This is a genomic window from Streptomyces sp. NPDC090025 (genome assembly GCF_044748125.1).
Lineage (GTDB): Bacteria > Actinomycetota > Actinomycetes > Streptomycetales > Streptomycetaceae > Streptomyces.
This window is the reverse complement of record NZ_JBIVFL010000018.1, coordinates 144,317-162,002: the sequence shown is the minus strand read 5'-3', so window position 1 is coordinate 162,002 and position 17,686 is coordinate 144,317. Positions and strand designations below refer to the sequence as shown.

Below are 17,686 nucleotides of genomic sequence, written 5' to 3'. Positions count from 1 at the left end.
ACCCGCTACGACAAGACCGCACAGTCCTACGAAGCAGCCGTCACCCTCGCATCACTCCTGATGTGGGCGTGACATTTGACGACAGAACCTAGGGGCGAAGGACGCGAACGCGAATCGCGTGCCCACCGGTACGGACCACGGGCGGCCCGCCGTACGACGGCGAGGCCGCGCCCCGAGGACGCCGGGCGCCCTGCCCGTACCCCCGACCCCCTCCCGACGGGATTCCGCTCAGCGGTGGTCCGTACCGCTCGCAGCGGCCCGAGGGCGTCATCCGGGACCCTCCGCTCCGCCCGCGCGCCATCGAGCCGACGAGTTTCGGCCAACCCTTCTCGGCCTGTCGTACGAAGGGCGATACCAGACCGGGCAGGTCTACGGGTAAGTTTGCCAACTGCGCACCGCACGTGAACGGTTGACGTCTATCGTGGGTGCTTGGTGATCATGGGTAGGCTCGTCCCACCCGTCCGACACCCACCCCCGTTCAGCCCCGCACAGCCCCCCGTAGAGCACCCCCGTCGTACGCCGATTCCTGGGCACGTACCAAGGACACTCATGTCTCAACTTCGCTCACCCGCCGCGCGGTCCGAACGCCGCGAGGGCGGGCGGCACGGCCGGTCGGGCGCCCGCGTCACCGGTGCGGCCGGTGCCGGATCCGCTCAGTCCCCCGCCAGGCCCCCCGCGCAGCTCCCCGTCGAGACCCGCATACGCTCCCAGCTCCTGCGCGTCTCCGTCCTCCCGGCCGTCGCCGTCGCCCTCGGTGGCGCCGCCGCCGTGCTGTTCACCGTCCGCTCCACCGGCACCGGACCCACCGCCGGGGTATGGACCGCTCTCGTCGGCGCCGCCGCGCTCACCGTCGCCTCGGTGACCGCCGCCGTGCTCGGCGCCGACCGGGTGGCCAGGACCGTGCTCGGCCGGGCCACCGCGCTGCGCCGCGACAGCGTCCGCGGCCAGGGTGAACTCCGTACCATCGTCGAACAGTTGCGCAGGGGCGAGACCCCGGGCGAGCGTCCCGCGCTGCCCGCCGGTTCCTCCTCCGGTGATGAGTTCGACCAGCTGGCCCTGGAACTGACGCGCTCTCACGAAGCCGCCGTCACCGCCGTGGTGCAGGCGTCGCAGCTCTCCAGCAGCGTCGGCAACGAGCAGAAGGTCGAGGTCTTCGTGAACCTCGCCCGCCGTCTGCAGTCCCTGGTCCACCGCGAGATCCAGCTCCTCGACGAGCTGGAGAACGAGGTCGAGGACCCCGAACTGCTCAAGGGCCTGTTCCACGTCGACCACCTGGCCACCCGCATCCGCCGCCACGCGGAGAACCTCGCGGTGCTCGGCGGCGCCATCTCCCGCCGCCAGTGGTCGAACCCGGTCACCATGACCGAGGTGCTGCGCTCCTCCATCGCCGAGGTCGAGCAGTACCCGCGGGTGAAACTGGTGCCGCCGATCGACGGTACGCTCCGGGGCCATGCCGTGGCCGACGTCATCCACCTGCTCGCCGAACTCGTCGAGAACGCGACGCTGTTCTCCGCGCCGCACACCACCGTGCTGCTGCGCGCCCAGTACGTCACGGCCGGACTCGCCATCGAGGTCGAGGACCGCGGGCTCGGCATGCCGGTCGGTGAGCAGACCAAGATGAACGCCCTGCTCGCCGACCCCGACCAGGTCAACGTCGCCCATCTGCTCCAGGACGGGCGCATCGGCCTCTTCGTGGTCTCCGCGCTGGCCCGCCGGCACGGCATCGCCGTCCGACTCCAGTCGAACATCTACGGCGGCGTCCAGGCCGTGCTCGTCCTCCCGCAGGGCCTGCTCGGCGCCGACCCCGAGGGCCTCGGCCGCGGCGAGCACCCGGCCGCCCAGGCCCAGGCCCAGGCCGCCGCCCAGATCCAGGCGCAGACCCAGGCCCACGCCCAGGAGCACGCCCCGGTCGCGCCCGCCCCGGTCGCACCCGCCCAGGTCCCGGCCCCGGCCGGCGCGCCCGCCGCCGTACCGGCCGCCGCCCCCGCACCGGTACCGGCGCACGCCTCGGCCCACGCACCCGCCCCGGCCGCGGCGGCGCACCCGCAGCCCCCGGCGCGGCAGCCGTTCCCGCACGCGCCCACGCCCGCCGGGCCCGCCGTGAGCACCACCCCCGCCGTCCCCCCGGCGGCGCACCGGCCCACGGCACCCACCCACACGGCGGTCGGCGCCGCCGGACTGCCCGGGGGCCTCCCCGGCGGCCCGCACGGCGTCCCGGCCCACACCGCCCCCGCGTATCCCGCCCCGGCCGCCCCGGTCCCCCCGGCCCCGCGTCCCGGAGCGTCGGGCAGGCCCGTGCTCCCCAAGCGGCGCGCCCAGGAGCACCTCGTGCCGCAGCTGCGCGAGGAGCCGGTGGCCCGCACGAACGAGGAGCACACCCTGCACGACCCGGGTCTGATGGCCGCCTTCCAGCGCGGCATCGGACTCGCCGAATCCCAGCCCGCCCCCCGTGAAACGCTGCGTCCCGGTGACGCGCACAAGGAGTAGATGCACATGGCGAGCAATGCGCCGCACGGCCATTCCTCGGATCTCGACTGGCTGCTGAGCGGTCTGGTCCAGCGGGTCCCGTACACCCGCAACGCCGTACTGCTCTCCTCCGACGGCCTGGTGAAGTCGGTGCACGGCCTCGACCCCGACGCGGCCGACCACATGGCCGCGCTCGCCTCCGGCCTGTACTCGCTGGGCCGCAGCGCCGGTGCGCGGTTCGGCGACGGCGGCGAGGTCCGCCAGGTGGTGGTCGAGCTCGACTCCACCCTGCTGTTCGTCTCCACCGCGGGCTCCGGCACCTGTCTCGCCGTGCTCGCCGGGCGCGAGGCCGACGCCGCCGTGCTCGGCTACGAGATGGCGATGCTCGTCAAGAGCGTCCGGCCGTATCTGGTCACCCCGGCCAGAGCGGCCGCCGGCGCGGCGGGCAGTGCGGGCCAGTGATCATGGGGTCCCACCAGGAAGGGCCCTGGCTGGACGACGCGGCAGGCCGGCTGATCCGCCCGTACACCGTCAGCGGTGGCCGGACCAAGCCCACCACCGCGCTCGACCTGCTCTCGATGGTGATGGCGACCGGCGCGGCCCCCCAGGGCCAGATGGGTCCCGAGCACAGCCTGGCACTCGGGCTGTGCGAGGGACCCACCTCGGTGGCGGAGATCGCGGCGCACTTACGGCTCCCCGCCGTGGTCACCAAGGTCCTGCTCTCCGACCTCGTGGACTGCGGCGCGGTCACCGCCCGGGCGCCCCGCTTCCACGCCAATCCAACCGACCGTTCCTTGCTGGAGGCAGTGCTCGATGGCCTACGACAACGGCTCTGAGCGCCACGACCGCGGCCCGGCGGGCCCCGGCCACGAGGGCCACGAGGGCTTCCCGACCGATCCCTTCCCCACCGCCCTGAAGATCCTGGTGGCGGGCGGCTTCGGGGTGGGCAAGACCACCTTCGTCGGCGCGGTCAGCGAGATCGAACCGCTCTCCACCGAGGAGCTGCTGACCTCGGTCAGCGCGGGCACCGACAGCCTGGAGGGCGTCGAGTCCAAGACCACCACCACGGTCGCGATGGACTTCGGCCGCATCACCCTGGACGAGCGCAATGTGCTCTACCTGTTCGGCACGCCAGGACAGGAACGGTTCTGGTTCATGTGGGACGAGCTGTCCGAGGGCGCGCTCGGCGCGGTGGTGCTCGCCGACACCCGGCGACTCCAGGAGTGCTTCTCCGCCGTGGACTTCTTCGAGCGGCGCGGCATCGGATTCGTGGTCGCCGTCAACGAGTTCGACGGTGCCCACCGCTACGATCCGGACGAGGTGCGGGCGGCCCTCGACCTCAGGCCGGAGGTGCCGGTCATGCTCTGCGACGCCCGGATCTCCAGCTCCGGCATCCGCACCCTGCTGACCCTCGTCCAGCATCTGCTCACCACCATCCCGGCCACCGTGCCGACCTACGGAGCCACGCCATGACCTTTGACCCGACCGGTCACATGCTGCTGACCCCGATCGACCAGGAGGCCCCCGCCCGGGTCCGCCGCCTGCGCGAACTCGGCCTCGGCGAACAGCCCGACCCGGCCTTCGACGAATTCGCCCACCGGCTCGCGGACGTGACCGGCGCCCCGTTCTCGATGGTCAACTTCATCGACGAGAACCGGCAGTTCTTCGCGGGGCTGCACACCCCGTCCGGCAGCCACTCGGGCACCGACCTCGGCGCCACCGCGGCGGGCAGCGGGGGAGTGGGCCGCTTCATGGCCCGCGACCACGGCTACTGCCCGCACGTGGTGGTGCGCCGCAAGGCGCTCGTCCTGGAGGACGTCTGCGACTATCCGCGCTTCGCGGGCAACCCGGTCGTCGACGAGATCGGCATCCGCTCGTACATGGGAGCACCGCTGATCGACCGTACGGGAATAGCTCTGGGCACGATCTGTGTCGTGGACACCGACGTACGGCCCTGGGGCCGGGCGGGCCTGGAGACCATCAAGGCCATGGCCGCCGAGCTGGTGGAGCAGATCCACCGCCGCGAGGACGGCCGCATCTGACGCTTCGCCGGTCCTTCCGCGCGCGCCGGTGCCCCGGTGTTCGGCCTCCTCGCCGGACTCCGGGGCACGTTTCTTCCGGGGAACCGCTGGTGTCTCGCGGTCTGTTCAGGCGTGGACGCCGGCCATCGGCTCCATCCGGACCAGATCCGACAGACGCTCCGACCAACTGCCCTTGTCCTGGCCGAGGGCGACCTCCGCGAGGCGCAGCAGCTGGATGTCGGACGTGCCCGCGGGCGCGTAGATGTGATGGGCGTCGCGCAGATAGCGTTCGATGTTGCGGTCGGTGAAGAGCCCGGCCGCGGCGTGGATCTCCATGGCGTTGCGCCCCGAGTCGATCGCCGACTCCACGTTGACCAGCTTGGCGTTCATCAGCTCCGTGTCGCAGGACAGACCCTGGTCGAGCAGATGGACCGCGTGGTACGCGGCCAGCCGGGCGGTCATCAGACGCGACTGCATCTGACCCAGTTTCAGCTTCACCGTGGGCAGCGCGGCGAGCGGCTTGCCGTACCGGATGCGCTCGGTGGCGAAGCGGGTGGTCTCCTCCAGGATCGCCTGGTGGATGCCGAGGGAGACCGCGGTGAGGTTGGCGCGCCCGTACAGGACGCTGGAGGAGTACGCGACGGCGAGGCCGTCGCCCTCGTCGCCCAGTCGGTTGGCGGCCGGGATCCGGCAGTCCTCGAAGATCAGCTCACCGAAGCTGAAACCGTGCAGGCCCATCGCGGGCTGTTGCGGACCGGTGCTGAACCCCGGGCGATCGGATTCGACCAGGAAAGCGGTGAGTCCCTTCGAACCGGGACCGGTTCGGACCACCACGCCGTGCAGATCACCGACGTGGCTGTTGCCGACGTAGACCTTGCTGCCGTTCAGGACGTAGTCGTCGCCGTCCCGCACGGCGCTCGCCGACATGCCGAGGACATGGCCGCCGGACTCGGGCTCGGTGACCGCGATGGTCGGCAGGCAGTCGCCCGCGGCCACGGCCGGGAGCCAGGTCTTGCGCTGCTCGTCGCTGCCGAAGTGGACGATCTTGGCGGTGCCGAGCTGCGACGCCTGGACCATGGCGCCCATCGCGCCGCTGACCCGGGACAGCTCCTCGATGATGATGGTTTTGGCCAGATGGCCGGCGCCCATGCCGCCGTACTCGTGGCCGATAGTCGCGCCCAGCCAGCCCTGTCGGGCGATCAGCCGGGACAGCTCGTGATGGACCGAGCGTGACGCCTCCATCTCGGCTATCCGTGGCCGAACCTCACGCTCTGCGAAGTCCCGTACCTCCTGCCTGAGTTGATGATGCAGTCGGCTGCTGAAGTAGCCGTCCATACGAGTCCCTCCCCTGCGTGTCCCCGCTCGCCTCGTGGTCCGAGCAGGTGGTGCATCGGCGGTGATCCCCGTCCGAACAGGCCGACCACTTCATGGTGTTGATCTTTCTATGGCGGATCAATATCGCCACAAAGTTTGTCCGAAAACGGAACCGTTGACGTTCGTTTCTGACTGTGTTTCGAGTGGTCGCGGCCTGCTCGGTCCGGCCCGTTGGACATTCCCCGGGGTCTTCTTTCTGCCACATGCCAACGGCATCGGATTCAGGGGCATATGGCGCCGAGGGGGGTCCGGTCGCCACATACGTCACTTCGTCACCGCAGATGCGTCATGCCGGACGCGTCCCTGAGCCCCCGGTGCGCCGTAACCGCACGGGTTCCCGGTTTTTCGAACCTCCGCGACCGCCCTTTGGAGGGCGCGTGGCGGCATCCCAGGGCGCAAGGGCGCATGACGGGGAGTGAAGGGGGAGCGTGACAGAGCGTGCGCGGGCGCGTGCGCTGGTGAGGTCGAATGTCACCGGCAGGGCGTACGGTCGGTGCATGGCCACCACCGCGGAGGATGTCCGCAGGATCGCGCTGTCGCTCCCGGGCGCGTTCGAGAAGCTCGCCTGGGGCATGCCGACCTTCCGCGCCGGACCCGGCGGCAAGGTGTTCGCCTCGCTCGACGGCGCGGACGAGGTGCTGGGGGTGAAGTGCCCCAAGGAGGACCGCGCGGAGCTGATCGCCGCCGAGCCGGACAAGTTCTTCCTGCGTCCGGGCCACGACGACAATTACGCGTGGATCAGGGTCAGGCTGGGCGCGGTCGAGGACGAGGCGGAACTGCGCGCGATCCTCGCCGACTCCTGGCGTCAGGCGGCCCCGAAACGGCTGGCGGCGGAGCACCCGGAGGTGGGACGGGAGCGGTGACCGGCGTGATGCCGTGAGGGCCGGGGCAGGGGCCGGGGCTGGTGACGCGGGGCGCCCGGCGCACGGCCCGCTCATCCGAGGAAGGCGCCGATCCGGGCCCGCAGCGCGGCCGGGTCCAGGCCCTGCCCGGCCAGGTGCTCGTCGACCGACCCGTACCGGCGCAGCTCGCGCCGTCCGATGCCGAGCCCGAGCACCCGGTGCGGCACCTCGGCGAGGGCGTCGTTCGCGGCGGCGGTCGACGTGCCCGCCAGGTACGGCTCCACCAGGACCACGTCCGGCCGGGCCGCGGCGACGGCCCGCCGCAGGGCCTCGGCGTCGAAGGGCCGTACGGTCGTCGCGTACAGGACCGTGAGGTCCTGGCCCTCGGTCGCGGCGAGCACGGCGTCGAGCATCGGCCCCACCGCCACCACCACACCCCGCGACCCCTCCCGCAGCACGGTCATGCCGGTACGGGACACCGGGTGCGCGGCGGCGTTCGCGTGCGCCGAGAGCCGCAGATAGACCGACCCGTCGCTCGCGGCCGCCCGCCGCAGCAGGGTCTCCGCCTCGTCGGGGTGACCGGGCACCTGCACGGTCCAGCCGTCGAGCGTGTCCATCAGGGCCACGTCGCCGGGCGACATGTGGGTGAACCCACCGGCCGGCCAGTCGTACGAGCCGCCCGCGCTGACCAGCAGACCGTGCACGCCCTGGTGCCCGAAGTCCAGCTTCAGCTGCTCGAAGGGCCGCTCGACCAGGAAGCTCGCGAAGGTGTGCATGATCGGGCGCAGCCCGGTGAGCGCCATCCCGCCGCCGACGCCGATGAGCAGCTGCTCGCGGATGCCGACGTTGACCGCGCGGTCGGGATGCCGGTCGAGGGTGGGCCGGAAGCCGTCCGCGCTGATCTCGGCGAGGACCAGGGCGAGCCGGGGGTCCTCGGCGAGCAGCCGGTCGGTGGTGGCGATGAAGCGGTCGCGCATGGTGTCCATGGCAGGGGTCTCCAAGAAGAAGGGGATACGGAGGGCGGGGGCTCGGCGGGGGGGTGGGGTGGCGTCGGGTGGCGGGGCCTCGGGTGGCGAGGCGCGCCACCCCGTTCACCGCTTGGGTTCGACCCGGGCGACGACCGCCCGCGGCCTGCCGGGGTGCGGGGCGGTGAAGGCGGCGTGCAGCGCCTCGTGGTCCCGGCCGTCCACGGTCGCGGCGGACCAGCCCGCCGCCTCGAACCGGGAGGCGATGCCGCCGGGCCAGCCGAGGCTGGCGGAGGAGTTGTCGATGACCAGGGTGTGCAGCTGCTCGAGCCCGGCGGGCCCGGCGTAGGCCAGCGCCTCGTGATTGCTGCCCTCGTCCAGCTCGGCGTCCCCGATGAGCACCCACACCCGGGGCTCGGTGAGCCCCTGCGCCCGCAGCCCGAGCGCGGTCCCCACGGCCAGCGGGAGGCCGTGCCCGAGCGACCCGCTGCCGATCTCGACCCCCGGCACCAGGGTCCGGTCCGGATGGTGCCCGAGCGGCGAGGTGTACCCGCCGAACCCGCTCAGCCACTCCTCGGGCACGAACCCCTTCTCGGCGAGCACGGCGTAGTACGCCATCGGCCCGTGCCCCTTCGACAGCAGGAACCGGTCCCGCTCCGGCGCCTCCACCGTCCCCGGCGACACCCGCAGCACCCGGTCGTACAGCACCCAGAGCGCGTCGAGCGTGGAGGTCGCGGCGGTCGAGTGCTTCTCGTCCCCGGTCATCAGCCCCATGAGCCGTTCGAGCCGGTCGATGCCGGGGCGGGCCGTGCCCGGTGCGCCAGGGGTGTGCGTCGCGTGCGTCGTGTTCGTCATGACACACACCGTGCTACCTCAAGCGCGCTTGAGGTCAACCCGTAAACGGGTTCGTGAGCACGTGCGGAAGTGCGGTATTGTTCTCATGCGCGTCCGGCCAGGGAAACCCCAGGTCAGACGGGTATCGGGACGTGGCGCAGCTTGGTAGCGCACTTGACTGGGGGTCAAGGGGTCGCAGGTTCAAATCCTGTCGTCCCGACTCGAAAGAGTCGCAGATCAGGGGCCGTTTCAGAGAGATCTGAAACGGCCCCTTGATTGTTTTTGGGGACCAGTTGGGGACCAGGGCGGTCAGCGGGGGTCAGACGGCGACAACTGCCGTGACAGGCAGTGAACGAGGTGCACGGAGCACCATGAGGTGCGCGGAGAGGGCTGCTCCGGCTGCGGTGATCTGGCCGGCGTCGGGGTGCAGGTAGCGCTGGGTGGTGGTCAGTGAGCCGTGCCCGGCGATCTTGCGCAGGACGTGAAGGGGGACCCCGGCGTCTGCGAACCACGTCAGCCCGGTGTGGCGCAGGTCGTGTCGTCGAAGGTGCTCGAAGCCGAGCTGGGTCACGACGTCGTTCCAGTGCGTGGCGTCACGCAGGACGGCCGTGGAGATGCGTCCGCCGCGAGGGCCGAAGAATACGCGGGCGTCCGGGTCGTCACCGGCCGCGAGCAGGCGCTGGGCGACCATCGGCCGGACTTCTTCGATGAGGGGCACCTGGCGGGCGCGCTTGCCCTTGGTGGCCTTGCCGACAAGCCCGCCGCGGGCGGGGGTGGTCTGCCGGCGGACGGTCCAGATCCAGTTGTCGGTGTCGATGTCCCGGACGCGGACACCTGAGACCTCACCGATGCGCGCTGCTGTAGAGGCGGCGAAGGTGACCACGTCGCCCCAGCCCTGGTACTGGCCGTGCGAGCGGGCGACCAGAGCCTTGGCGAGGGCCTGCAGAGTCTCCCAGTCGGGAAGGGCGAGCGCGCGAGGATCGTTCAGCTCGTCCTCGACCTGCTGGTACTGCCGCTGCCAGCCGCTGACCCGGGCCGGGTTGACCTTGATCAGGCCGTCGCGGACCGCCTGCTCCATGACTCGTACGAGGACGGCGATGGTGTTCTTGACGGTCGAGCGGCTGTACTCGTCGGCGATCCATCGGTACACGGTGCGGTCCACGGCGCCGTTGGTGATCATCCGGACTGGCAAGTGGCCGAGGGCCGGTACGACTCTCAGGCGCCACCCGGCGAGATAGGGGTCGAGAGTCTTGAGCTCCAGTCCACGGAGCGCGAGTTCCATGTTCGCGGTGCCGTAATCGGCCAGAGGCATGGTGGCGAGCGAGGGGTTGACGCCGGCTTCCGCAGCCTCGACGAGCGCCGTGATCCACGCCTGTGCTTCGTCTTCCGTGTCCTTGGCCTCGGAGAGGGACTTGCGGGACTTCGTCTCGGGATCCCACCAGCGCACGCGAGCCCGGTAGGGCGAGGGGCGGTTGGGCCGGTACTCGACATCGGCGGTAAGGCGGACGCCGATCGGAACGCTCTCGGCGGCGGCGGGCGGTGCTGCTATCGCCACGTCAGGCTGCCTGCCCCGGGACGACACGGCGAGTGCGCAACCAGTGCTCGACGTCGTAGGCGCTGTAGAGGGTGACGCGATCGGACACGGGCACGAAGGGCGGCCCCTGCGGAGGGCGGGCCGAGCGCCAACGACGGAGGGTGGAGGGATCGATGTTCAGCATGCCCGCGAGCTCGTCGGTCGTGAGCCACTTGCCGGTGACCAGGTCGGGGAGAGCGTCTCGTCCGGTCTGAATGGATTTCTGGGAAGACATGAGTTCCTTGTGGCGCGGCGCGCCGACGGGGTGAGGTGAGGTCATGAGCAGGGTCGATCAGCTCCCTTGGTCAGGCGAATGCCGGGACGGCGACCATAAGAGCAACGGTGGAGAAGTCCAGGGGAAAACCTATGGATTCGCGCACGGAGAACAACCTGTTCTGGTTTGCGGCGCTGATCCCTCATGGGCCCTGGAATACCCCGCACATGGATGCAGTCGGGCGGCACACATCTGGGTGAGGCGCGAAGCGCCCGGTACGGAGGGGGCGTTCAGGATTTCGGCATGGCAAGTGCGCGGTCGCTTCGTGGCTGGGAGCGAGGTGTCAGCCTGGACGTGACGAAGACGCATGAGGGGATCTATGGCTTTCGAAGTGTGGCGGACAGGACTGTGCTGGGAGAGCTGATTTTCCGAACGAATCCCCGGTTTCGGAAACCGGGGATTGCGTGCTATATATCCCAGCAGTGATCGTCTTGTCTCCGTCAGGAGGCCGTCGCCCGTAGATGTGGCTGCATGGTTGAGTCCTCGTGGCTTCCGCGGTCGACGCCTGGAGCGAGGAGTCCGCAGAGGGCGGCAATGGTTCCCGCAGACGAGATCGGCAGCGATGTGGCGCAGTCGGCCACGAGGAGATCTTCTTGAAGTCGTCGTCCTCAAGGTGCTGTACTGCGAAGATCGCCTCAGGAGGTGTTCTGAACTGCGACTCTGCAGCTTTCCGGGGCTTTCATGGTGACGCGGTTTTATACGGTTGATTCTCCCCAGCCGCTCCTCAGTGCGGCTGATTCTCCCCAGGTTCTCCCCAACGGCGGGTGGTTTGAGTGGCGGATCGCTGCTGGCCTGGGGCGGATTCCGGGGCCGCTCGCAGCGCGCGGCGTAATCGAGGCACGGGCTGAGCTGGTGGCCTCTGCTCGGCCCGACCGGACTATTGGCGGTCGCCGCGAGGTACCTCCTCGAAGAGGTCGGTCAAGGAGACGGGTGCGTCCGCCACCGTGAGTTCAAGTGATCCGGTGATCACGGTGTCGTGGTTGCTGCAGGTGACCGACCAGGTGGCCGTGATCGGGGATGGCGCCGGCGCGGAGACGATGACGACGATGTCCTCGGAGTCGGCGTGCCGGCGGGGGCGGATGTGGCCGAGCGGGAAGGTGATGGTCGTCGAGCCGCCGTTGGCGATGTCCGGGCGGAAGGGGGCGTACGCCGGTGCCCGGCCGATCAGACCGCCGGGGATCAGGTCCTGGGGAATCGAGGTCTGGAAAGGGAACAGTGCTGAGGTGGGGGTCCCGAAAGGCTTGGGAGGTGAAGGGAACCCCGTCAGCGATTCGTTGGCGGTCTGGGTACGAGGGTGCACGGCCTCGACAGCGCCGGGGATGTAGAGCTGGATCTCGGCATCGGCCAGGTTGAGGTCGGTCAGGTTGGTCACGCGAAGCGCAAGAGGCGACAAGCGGATCGCGGCCGCTCGTCGTACGGCACGGGGCATCTCCTTCTCGCATTGCTCGACATGGTGGGTGACGTCGCGGAGGTATTGATCGCGGCTCCGGGGATCTCTGTTGAGGCCCAGGCTGTTCTGGCGAACCTGCGCCAGGATGTCGGCGATCGCCGCTGAGCCGCTGCTGGTGCCTGCGCGGTCGGCCACGTCGGCGGGCGGAGTGGGGGAGTGGAGCGAGGCGTGGCAGCGCGCGGTTTCGAGTGCCAGCCAGGACTGTCGTGCCTTCGGGCCTTGGTCCACAGGTTGCAGAGGCACGCCCGAGAGAACCGTGGTGGAGAGGCGGACCTGCTGGGGTGCGCGGCGGGCTCGTTCGCTGAGGTTGTCCATGTCCTCCGGGGTGGCGCGCTCGGTCCTGCCGTCGCAACGGACGAACACGGCTGCGGCAGCTACGTCGTGATAGCCCTTGCGCAGGACATGGATGGGGTCACCCCACTGAGGGGGTTCGACATCGACCAGGAGCACGTTGACCAAGCCATTCCCAAGATCGACAGGAACGACGGTGGGCTGGCAGAGCCGGCCGATGTCAGATCCGAGGTAGGCCTCCAGCTTTCGGTACAGCTCGACGGAGTCGATCTCCTCGATTCCCCGCGCCTGCCCGGGCTCGACCCCCACGAGGAGGTATCCGTGTCCCTCGGCGCTACGAAGGGCACGGTTGGGCATGCGGTTCGCGAAGCCGAGCACCGCTTTGGCGATGGTGAAGAAGGACCGGCGCTCGGTCAGGTCAAGGTGCGACTTCCATTCCAGCCATCCGACTTCGTCGGCGGCGCCGGCCCTGTACACGGCGGTGATGAGGGCTTGCTTCTGATCAAGGCGCACAGCTGCCGTGGTCTGGTCGTAGTCAAGGGCCATTCGCGGATGCACCACCCCTTCGCAGAGGGAACCAGAATGCCGGGTTGCGGGTCATCATGGGGTGGGGAAGGGAAGACGCAGGCAATCCGTCCCGGTGGGGCTACTTGGTGCGGCGGTCCCTACTGGGGACGGATGGGGGAGTCGTGCCGCCCTACTCCGGGGAACGCTGCTCGGTGACCTGAAGAGCCCGTTGATGTGGGTGGTCAGGGGCGGTAGACCAGCTCCAGGAGGACGGCCGCGATGAGGAGCCACGCGCCGGCCCCGAGCAGCCACATGCTGTCGAGGACCAGCCCGAGGGGACTGGCGAGGCAGGCGCCGCCGACGAGCCCGATCGAGTGCCGGCGCACGCTGTGGTCGGAAGGCAGGCGTCCGTCGGGTCGCGTCATGGGCCGAACTGTAGGGCGCGGTCGGGCCGGCCGCCCGTTGCCCGTGAAGTCTTCACTCGAACCTGACGCCCCGCGCCGTCGAGTCCGGCGTCAAGGAGCTGTCAGGGGAAGGGCGAGCTGCGCCAAGAACGCGCCAGGAAGGGCAGACATGCCCGTGGTGGGGCCGGACGCTGATCGGAGCCCGATGTGAAGGAGCCCGTCCGCATGACCACCTTGACCACCGCGAAGGACGCCGTACCCGGTGCCGAGGAGCCCCCTGATAGCGGTGCGCGGCACAAGCTGACCGCCGTCACCGGTCTGGCCGCGCTGTCGCTGGACGCGATGGCGTCGGTGGCGTACGGGCCCGAGGCCATCGTGCTGGTGCTGGCCGCAGCCGGCGGACACGGGCTGGGGTTTACGCTGCCGGTCACGCTCGCCATCGCGGGCCTGCTGGCCGTCCTGGTCGCCTCGTACCGGCAGGTCATCGCCGCGTTCCCGGACGGCGGCGGCTCCTACGCCGTGGCGAAGGCACACTTGGGGCGGCGGACGAGTCTGGTCGCGGCTGGCTCGCTGGTCCTGGACTACGTCCTCAACGTGGCCGTCGCCGTCACCGCCGGTGTGGCCGCGCTGACGTCCGCCTTCCCGGGCCTGTACGGCGACCGGCTGGTGATCTGCCTCGGCGTCCTGGTGCTCATCACAGCCGTGAACCTGCGAGGGATCGTCGACTCGGCCCGCGCCTTCATCGTCCCGACAGCCGCCTTCGTCGGCGCGATCCTCGTCGTGATCGCCGTCGGCCTGTTCCGCGACGCGCCCGTCTCCACCGCGGCCTCCGACGGCCACGCCTCCGTCCTCGCCGACAACGCCACCACCGTCGGCGCCCTGCTCCTGCTCAAGGCGTTCGCATCCGGCTGCTCCGCCTTGACCGGTGTCGAGGCGATAGCCAACGCCGTGCCCTCCTTCCGGGCGCCGGCCGCCCGGCGGGCGATGCGCGCGGAGGTGGCGCTGGGCGCGCTGCTCGGTGTGATGCTGGTCGGACTGTCGGTGCTGATCTCCCGCTTCGGGCTCCAGCCGGTGGAGGGCGTCACCGTCCTCGCCCAGCTCGCCGACGCCTCCCTGGGGCACAACTGGGCCTTCTACGTCATACAGTTCGCGACCATGGCGCTCCTCGCGTTGTCTGCGAACACGTCCTTCGGAGGCCTGCCCGTCCTGCTGAAGCTGCTGGCCCGTGACAACTACGTGCCGCACGTCTTCGGCCTCAAGGCGGACCGGCAGGTGCACCGGCACGGGGTCGTGTGGCTGGCCGTGGTGTCGGCGGCGCTGCTCGTGTTCTCCGGCGGCGACACCAACACCCTCGTACCGCTCTTCGCCATCGGCGTCTTCGTCGGCTTCACCATCGCCCAGACCGGCATGGTCCTGCACTGGCGGGCCACCCGGCAGTGGGGGAGGGCCCTCCTCAACGGTCTCGGTGCCGTCCTGACCGGCGTTTCCGCGTTCGTCGTCACCGCCGCGAAGTTCCACGACGGTGCCTGGCTGATCGTGATCGCCCTGGCCGTCCTCGTCCTCGCCTTCGAGACCGTCCACCGCGCGTACGGGCGGATCGGCGAGCGGCTGGGCGTCGGCCGCGTCCCTGAACCGCCGCACCGTGAGCGCTCCCTCGTCCTGGTCCCCGTCTCCTCGCTCACCCGGCTCACCAGCGAGGCCCTCACCGCCGCCGTCTCCCTCGGCGACGAGGTTCGGGCGGTGACCGTCTGTCACCCGGACCCGGAGGACCGGGCCCAGACCGAGGCGCTGGAGCGGGACTGGGCGCTGTGGAACTCGGGCGTTCCGCTGGTACGGCTCCCCTCCGAGCGGCGCTCGCTGGGCCGGCCCGTCAGCTCCTACGTACGCGAGTTGCGCGCGGCCGCGCCGGGCACCAGGGTCACCGTGCTGATCCCGGAGGCCGAGCCGGAGCACCTGTGGCAGCGGCTGCTGCAGAACCAGCGGGGCGCGGTCGTGGCCCACGCCGTACGCAGGGACACGGATGCCGTGATCTGCCGACTGAGGTTCCGGCTCGGGGCTCGTTAGCCGGACAGCTCGTCCCTGCCGGCTGCGCTTCGAAGCCGTCGAGGAGCGCCGCGAGGCCGAATCCGCAGGTGCGGTCGGAGCCGCGGTGTACGCGGCCGCGGCCCGGTCGGCGTCGGCGGGGGAGAAGCCCGCGCGCTCGTACTGGGCGAGGCTGTGGTCGTCGTGCCGTGACTCACCGGGACCGTGCATCAAGTTGCCGAAGGCCTGCCCGAGCTACGGGTGGCGGGTGAGCATCGTGTGCATGCTCCCGGCAATGGTGGCGGCGGACTGACGCCGGTCCATCGCGTCGGGGTCGGGCAGCTCGACCTCGGGCCAGACCGCGTCACCGGCGGCCGCACCCGCTCGTCCTTGGTCCTGATATGCCAGTACGCGGCGGTGGCGGCGGTGCCTGACCGAAAAGAACCCCCAGCCCGGGCCGTACGACGACACCCGCGCCCGCGAGGTCGCCGGGCGCTACGAGGTCGACGCCATGAATGAATCTCGACATCGCCACCGACGGCGCCCGGCTCACCTTGGCCGTAGAGATCAAGCCGGAGCTCCACCTGGCTAGCCGACGTGGACGCGGGGGCGTCGGTCCCGTTCGGACTCGGCCTCGCGCAGGATCTCGCGGGTGACGGGGGCGATCTCGCCCTGGCCGAAGAGGAAGAAGCGGAGGAAGTTGGCGAAGGGGTTGCCCTCGGTCCACTCGAAGTAGATGTGCGGGCGGGTGCCGGTGAGGTCGCGGGCGTGGAGGAGGAGCGCCGCGAGGGCGTTGGGGACGGAGGAACTCTCCACGGTGAGGACCCGGAAGCGGTCGTGAAGGACTTCGCCCTTCACGGTCAGGCCGGCCTCGAACTCGGACGGGTCGGTGATCGTCACCTCGACGAAGACGAAGTCCTCGGTGCCGGGAAGGTCGTTGTCGGCGCGGATCTGGTCCTTCTTCGCCCGGTACTCCTCGGCGTCCCGGGCGCCGGGTTCGTTGGCGATGAAGCGGGGGGTGCGGCGGGAGATGTCCTGGATGAAGCGCTCGGCCATGTCGTCGAGCTCGATGTGGGTGACGCGGAGCTCGAAGGCGCGGCCGAGGCGGGAGAGGAGGGAGATGAGGATGATGCCGGCGATGAAGCAGGCGCCGATCTTCACGCCGTCGGGTCGTTCGATGACGTTGACGACGGTGGTGTAGAGGAAGACGACGGAGATGACGCCGAAGCCGATGGTCCAGCCGCGCTGGCCGGCCTTGCGCGCGGCGATGGTGACGGCGATGGCGGCTGAGGAGATCAGGACGAGGACGCCGGTGGCGTAGGCGCCGCCCTGGGCGTCGACGTCGGCGTCGAAGATCCACGTCACGAGGAAGGCGACCAGGGTGAAGACGATCACCATGGGGCGCACCGCGCGGGCCCAGTGGGGGGCCATGCCGTACTTGGGCAGGTAGCGGGGCATCAGGTTGAGCAGGCCGGCCATGGCCGAGGCGCCCGCGAACCACAGGATCGCGATGGTGGCGATGTCGTAGACGGTGCCGAAGGTGTTGCCCAGGTACTCGTGGGCGAGATAGGCGAGGGCGCGCCCGTTGGCGCTGCCGCCGGACTCGAACTCCTTCTCGGGGATCAGCACGGTGGTGATGAAGCTGGTGGTGATCAGGAAGACGCTCATGATCAGCGCGGCCGTCGTCAGCAGCTTCTTGGTGCCGCGGATCCGCCCGGTCGGCTTCGCCTCGGTGTCATCGAGGTCGCCCTGGACGTGGGGCATGACGGCGACGCCGGTCTCGAAGCCGGACAGTCCGAGCGCGAGCTTGGGGAAGACGAGCAGGGCGACGCCGACCATGGCGAAGACGTTGCCGTGTTCGGCGGTCAGCGCGGTGGTCCAGTCGGTGACGACATGGCCCTCCGTCAGGACGTGCCACAGACCGTTGACCACGACGACCGCGTTCAGGGCGAGGTAGATGCCGACGAGGGCGACGGCGACGCCGATGGCCTCCAGGAAGCCCTTGAGGAACACCGCGCCGAGCAGCGCGATGAGGATCATGGTGATCAGCACCTGCTTGTCGTGCAGGGCCGACTCCAGGTGGGGGTTCTCCACCAGGTGGGTGGAGGCGTCGGCCGCCGACAGCGTGATGGTGATGAGGAAGTCGGTCGCCGCGAAGCCCAGCAGGGTGAGGACGAAGAGCTTGCCCTTCCAGAAGGACAGCAGGCGCGCCAGCATGGCGATCGAGCCCTCGCCGTGCGGGCTCTCCTCCGCCACCCGCCGGTAGACCGGCAGGGCGCCGGCCAGGGTGACGATCACCAGCACGATCGTGGCCACGGGAGAAAGGAGGCCGGCGGCCAGGGCGGCGATGCCGGGCTGGTAGCCGAGGGTCGAGAAGTAGTCCACGCCCGTCAGGCACATGACCCGCCACCAGCGCTGCCCCTTGTGCCCGGAGTCCGCGGCGGGCTCCTTGGGCCGGGAGGGTTTGCCCTTCCCCATGTCGGACAGCCCTTCCAGCATCCACGCTCGCAATCGGTCAGAGCGAGCGTCGTTCGTGGTGGCCATCGGTGGTCCCCGGGTGTTCGTAGGCGATCGTTTTCGGCCGTCACCGGACGGCCGGGCAAGCCTAAGCAGAGCACCCGTTGCAGAGCCCGGGTCGCGCGTCAGGAAAGCGTCAAGATGGG

The 17,686-nt window shown here is 70.3% G+C and carries 15 protein-coding genes and 1 tRNA gene; 8 read left to right on the top strand and 8 right to left on the bottom strand.

What is annotated here, in order from left to right:
- Positions 1-549: 549 nt before the first annotated feature.
- The 5 genes from ACIPXM_RS31475 to ACIPXM_RS31455 are packed head-to-tail and all read left to right on the top strand — an operon-like array spanning position 550 to position 4,508.
- Positions 550-2,487 carry a sensor histidine kinase gene (locus ACIPXM_RS31475; RefSeq protein WP_401662550.1) on the top strand — a complete coding sequence of 646 codons (1,938 nt, stop codon included), beginning with the start codon at positions 550-552 and terminating at the stop codon, positions 2,485-2,487.
- 6 nt (positions 2,488-2,493) lie between these two features.
- Positions 2,494-2,928, top strand: coding sequence for a roadblock/LC7 domain-containing protein (locus tag ACIPXM_RS31470; protein WP_401662548.1), 435 nt, complete (start codon positions 2,494-2,496; stop codon positions 2,926-2,928).
- Positions 2,929-2,930: 2 nt separating this feature from the next.
- On the top strand, positions 2,931-3,302 hold the full coding sequence (locus ACIPXM_RS31465) for a DUF742 domain-containing protein (protein ID WP_401662546.1): 372 nt from the start codon (positions 2,931-2,933) through the stop codon (positions 3,300-3,302).
- Complete coding sequence (locus ACIPXM_RS31460; protein ID WP_401662544.1) at positions 3,280-3,939, top strand: GTP-binding protein; 660 nt, start codon at positions 3,280-3,282, stop codon at positions 3,937-3,939. Before ACIPXM_RS31465 ends, ACIPXM_RS31460 begins: the two co-directional genes overlap by 23 nt.
- Positions 3,936-4,508 carry a GAF domain-containing protein gene (locus ACIPXM_RS31455; RefSeq protein ID WP_401662542.1) on the top strand — a complete coding sequence of 191 codons (573 nt, stop codon included), beginning with the start codon at positions 3,936-3,938 and terminating at the stop codon, positions 4,506-4,508. The genes ACIPXM_RS31460 and ACIPXM_RS31455 overlap by 4 nt, the downstream gene beginning before the upstream one ends.
- Positions 4,509-4,613: 105 nt before the next feature.
- Here the strand turns inward: ACIPXM_RS31455 and ACIPXM_RS31450 are convergent, their stop codons facing one another.
- Positions 4,614-5,822 carry an acyl-CoA dehydrogenase family protein gene (locus tag ACIPXM_RS31450; RefSeq protein ID WP_401662540.1) on the bottom strand — a complete coding sequence of 403 codons (1,209 nt, stop codon included), beginning with the start codon at positions 5,820-5,822 and terminating at the stop codon, positions 4,614-4,616.
- Positions 5,823-6,358: 536 nt separating this feature from the next.
- Here ACIPXM_RS31450 and ACIPXM_RS31445 point away from each other — a divergent pair.
- Entirely contained in the window at positions 6,359-6,724 is a 366-nt protein-coding gene (locus ACIPXM_RS31445; protein WP_401662538.1) for an MmcQ/YjbR family DNA-binding protein, read from the top strand.
- A 71-nt stretch (positions 6,725-6,795) separates the two neighbouring features.
- Here the strand turns inward: ACIPXM_RS31445 and ACIPXM_RS31440 are convergent, their stop codons facing one another.
- Entirely contained in the window at positions 6,796-7,689 is an 894-nt protein-coding gene (locus tag ACIPXM_RS31440) for a transketolase family protein (protein ID WP_401662536.1), read from the bottom strand.
- A 105-nt stretch (positions 7,690-7,794) separates the two neighbouring features.
- The gene (locus ACIPXM_RS31435) at positions 7,795-8,523 is read right to left on the bottom strand and encodes a transketolase (RefSeq protein ID WP_401662534.1); all 729 of its coding nucleotides are present in this window, start codon (positions 8,521-8,523) and stop codon (positions 7,795-7,797) included.
- 125 nt (positions 8,524-8,648) lie between these two features.
- Here ACIPXM_RS31435 and ACIPXM_RS31430 point away from each other — a divergent pair.
- Positions 8,649-8,722 (top strand) — tRNA-Pro (locus tag ACIPXM_RS31430).
- Between the two features lie 99 nt (positions 8,723-8,821).
- On the opposite strand, the gene ACIPXM_RS31425 is transcribed toward ACIPXM_RS31430, so the two are convergent.
- From ACIPXM_RS31425 to ACIPXM_RS31410, 4 genes are all read right to left on the bottom strand, one after another.
- Positions 8,822-10,057 carry a tyrosine-type recombinase/integrase gene (locus ACIPXM_RS31425; RefSeq protein WP_401662532.1) on the bottom strand — a complete coding sequence of 412 codons (1,236 nt, stop codon included), beginning with the start codon at positions 10,055-10,057 and terminating at the stop codon, positions 8,822-8,824.
- A 1-nt stretch (position 10,058) separates the two neighbouring features.
- The gene (locus ACIPXM_RS31420; RefSeq protein WP_401662530.1) at positions 10,059-10,310 is read right to left on the bottom strand and encodes a helix-turn-helix transcriptional regulator; all 252 of its coding nucleotides are present in this window, start codon (positions 10,308-10,310) and stop codon (positions 10,059-10,061) included.
- Between the two features lie 916 nt (positions 10,311-11,226).
- Positions 11,227-12,636, bottom strand: a complete 1,410-nt coding sequence (locus ACIPXM_RS31415) for a helix-turn-helix domain-containing protein (RefSeq protein WP_401662528.1) — start codon at positions 12,634-12,636, stop codon at positions 11,227-11,229.
- Between the two features lie 203 nt (positions 12,637-12,839).
- On the bottom strand, positions 12,840-13,022 hold the full coding sequence (locus ACIPXM_RS31410; protein ID WP_190102325.1) for a hypothetical protein: 183 nt from the start codon (positions 13,020-13,022) through the stop codon (positions 12,840-12,842).
- A gap of 204 nt (positions 13,023-13,226) precedes the next feature.
- Here ACIPXM_RS31410 and ACIPXM_RS31405 point away from each other — a divergent pair, with 204 nt between their 5' ends.
- On the top strand, positions 13,227-15,065 hold the full coding sequence (locus tag ACIPXM_RS31405) for an APC family permease (protein ID WP_401662525.1): 1,839 nt from the start codon (positions 13,227-13,229) through the stop codon (positions 15,063-15,065).
- 546 nt (positions 15,066-15,611) lie between these two features.
- Here the strand turns inward: ACIPXM_RS31405 and ACIPXM_RS31400 are convergent.
- The gene (locus ACIPXM_RS31400) at positions 15,612-17,567 is read right to left on the bottom strand and encodes an amino acid transporter (RefSeq protein WP_401662523.1); all 1,956 of its coding nucleotides are present in this window, start codon (positions 17,565-17,567) and stop codon (positions 15,612-15,614) included.
- Positions 17,568-17,686 lie beyond the last annotated feature (119 nt).

Bases quoted from the DNA above. Each gene is read 5' to 3' on its own strand.
- ACIPXM_RS31420 (WP_401662530.1), bottom strand. From the start codon at position 10,310: ATGTCTTCCCAGAAATCCATTCAGACCGGACGAGACGCTCTCCCCGAC.
- ACIPXM_RS31460 (WP_401662544.1), top strand. From the start codon at position 3,280: ATGGCCTACGACAACGGCTCTGAGCGCCACGACCGCGGCCCGGCGGGC.
- ACIPXM_RS31455 (WP_401662542.1), top strand. From the start codon at position 3,936: ATGACCTTTGACCCGACCGGTCACATGCTGCTGACCCCGATCGACCAG.
- ACIPXM_RS31435 (WP_401662534.1), bottom strand. From the start codon at position 8,523: ATGACGAACACGACGCACGCGACGCACACCCCTGGCGCACCGGGCACG.
- ACIPXM_RS31465 (WP_401662546.1), top strand. From the start codon at position 2,931: ATGGGGTCCCACCAGGAAGGGCCCTGGCTGGACGACGCGGCAGGCCGG.
- ACIPXM_RS31405 (WP_401662525.1), top strand. From the start codon at position 13,227: ATGACCACCTTGACCACCGCGAAGGACGCCGTACCCGGTGCCGAGGAG.
- ACIPXM_RS31400 (WP_401662523.1), bottom strand. From the start codon at position 17,567: ATGGCCACCACGAACGACGCTCGCTCTGACCGATTGCGAGCGTGGATG.
- ACIPXM_RS31445 (WP_401662538.1), top strand. From the start codon at position 6,359: ATGGCCACCACCGCGGAGGATGTCCGCAGGATCGCGCTGTCGCTCCCG.
- ACIPXM_RS31450 (WP_401662540.1), bottom strand. From the start codon at position 5,822: ATGGACGGCTACTTCAGCAGCCGACTGCATCATCAACTCAGGCAGGAG.
- ACIPXM_RS31470 (WP_401662548.1), top strand. From the start codon at position 2,494: ATGGCGAGCAATGCGCCGCACGGCCATTCCTCGGATCTCGACTGGCTG.
- ACIPXM_RS31415 (WP_401662528.1), bottom strand. From the start codon at position 12,636: ATGGCCCTTGACTACGACCAGACCACGGCAGCTGTGCGCCTTGATCAG.
- ACIPXM_RS31410 (WP_190102325.1), bottom strand. From the start codon at position 13,022: ATGACGCGACCCGACGGACGCCTGCCTTCCGACCACAGCGTGCGCCGG.
- ACIPXM_RS31475 (WP_401662550.1), top strand. From the start codon at position 550: ATGTCTCAACTTCGCTCACCCGCCGCGCGGTCCGAACGCCGCGAGGGC.
- ACIPXM_RS31440 (WP_401662536.1), bottom strand. From the start codon at position 7,689: ATGGACACCATGCGCGACCGCTTCATCGCCACCACCGACCGGCTGCTC.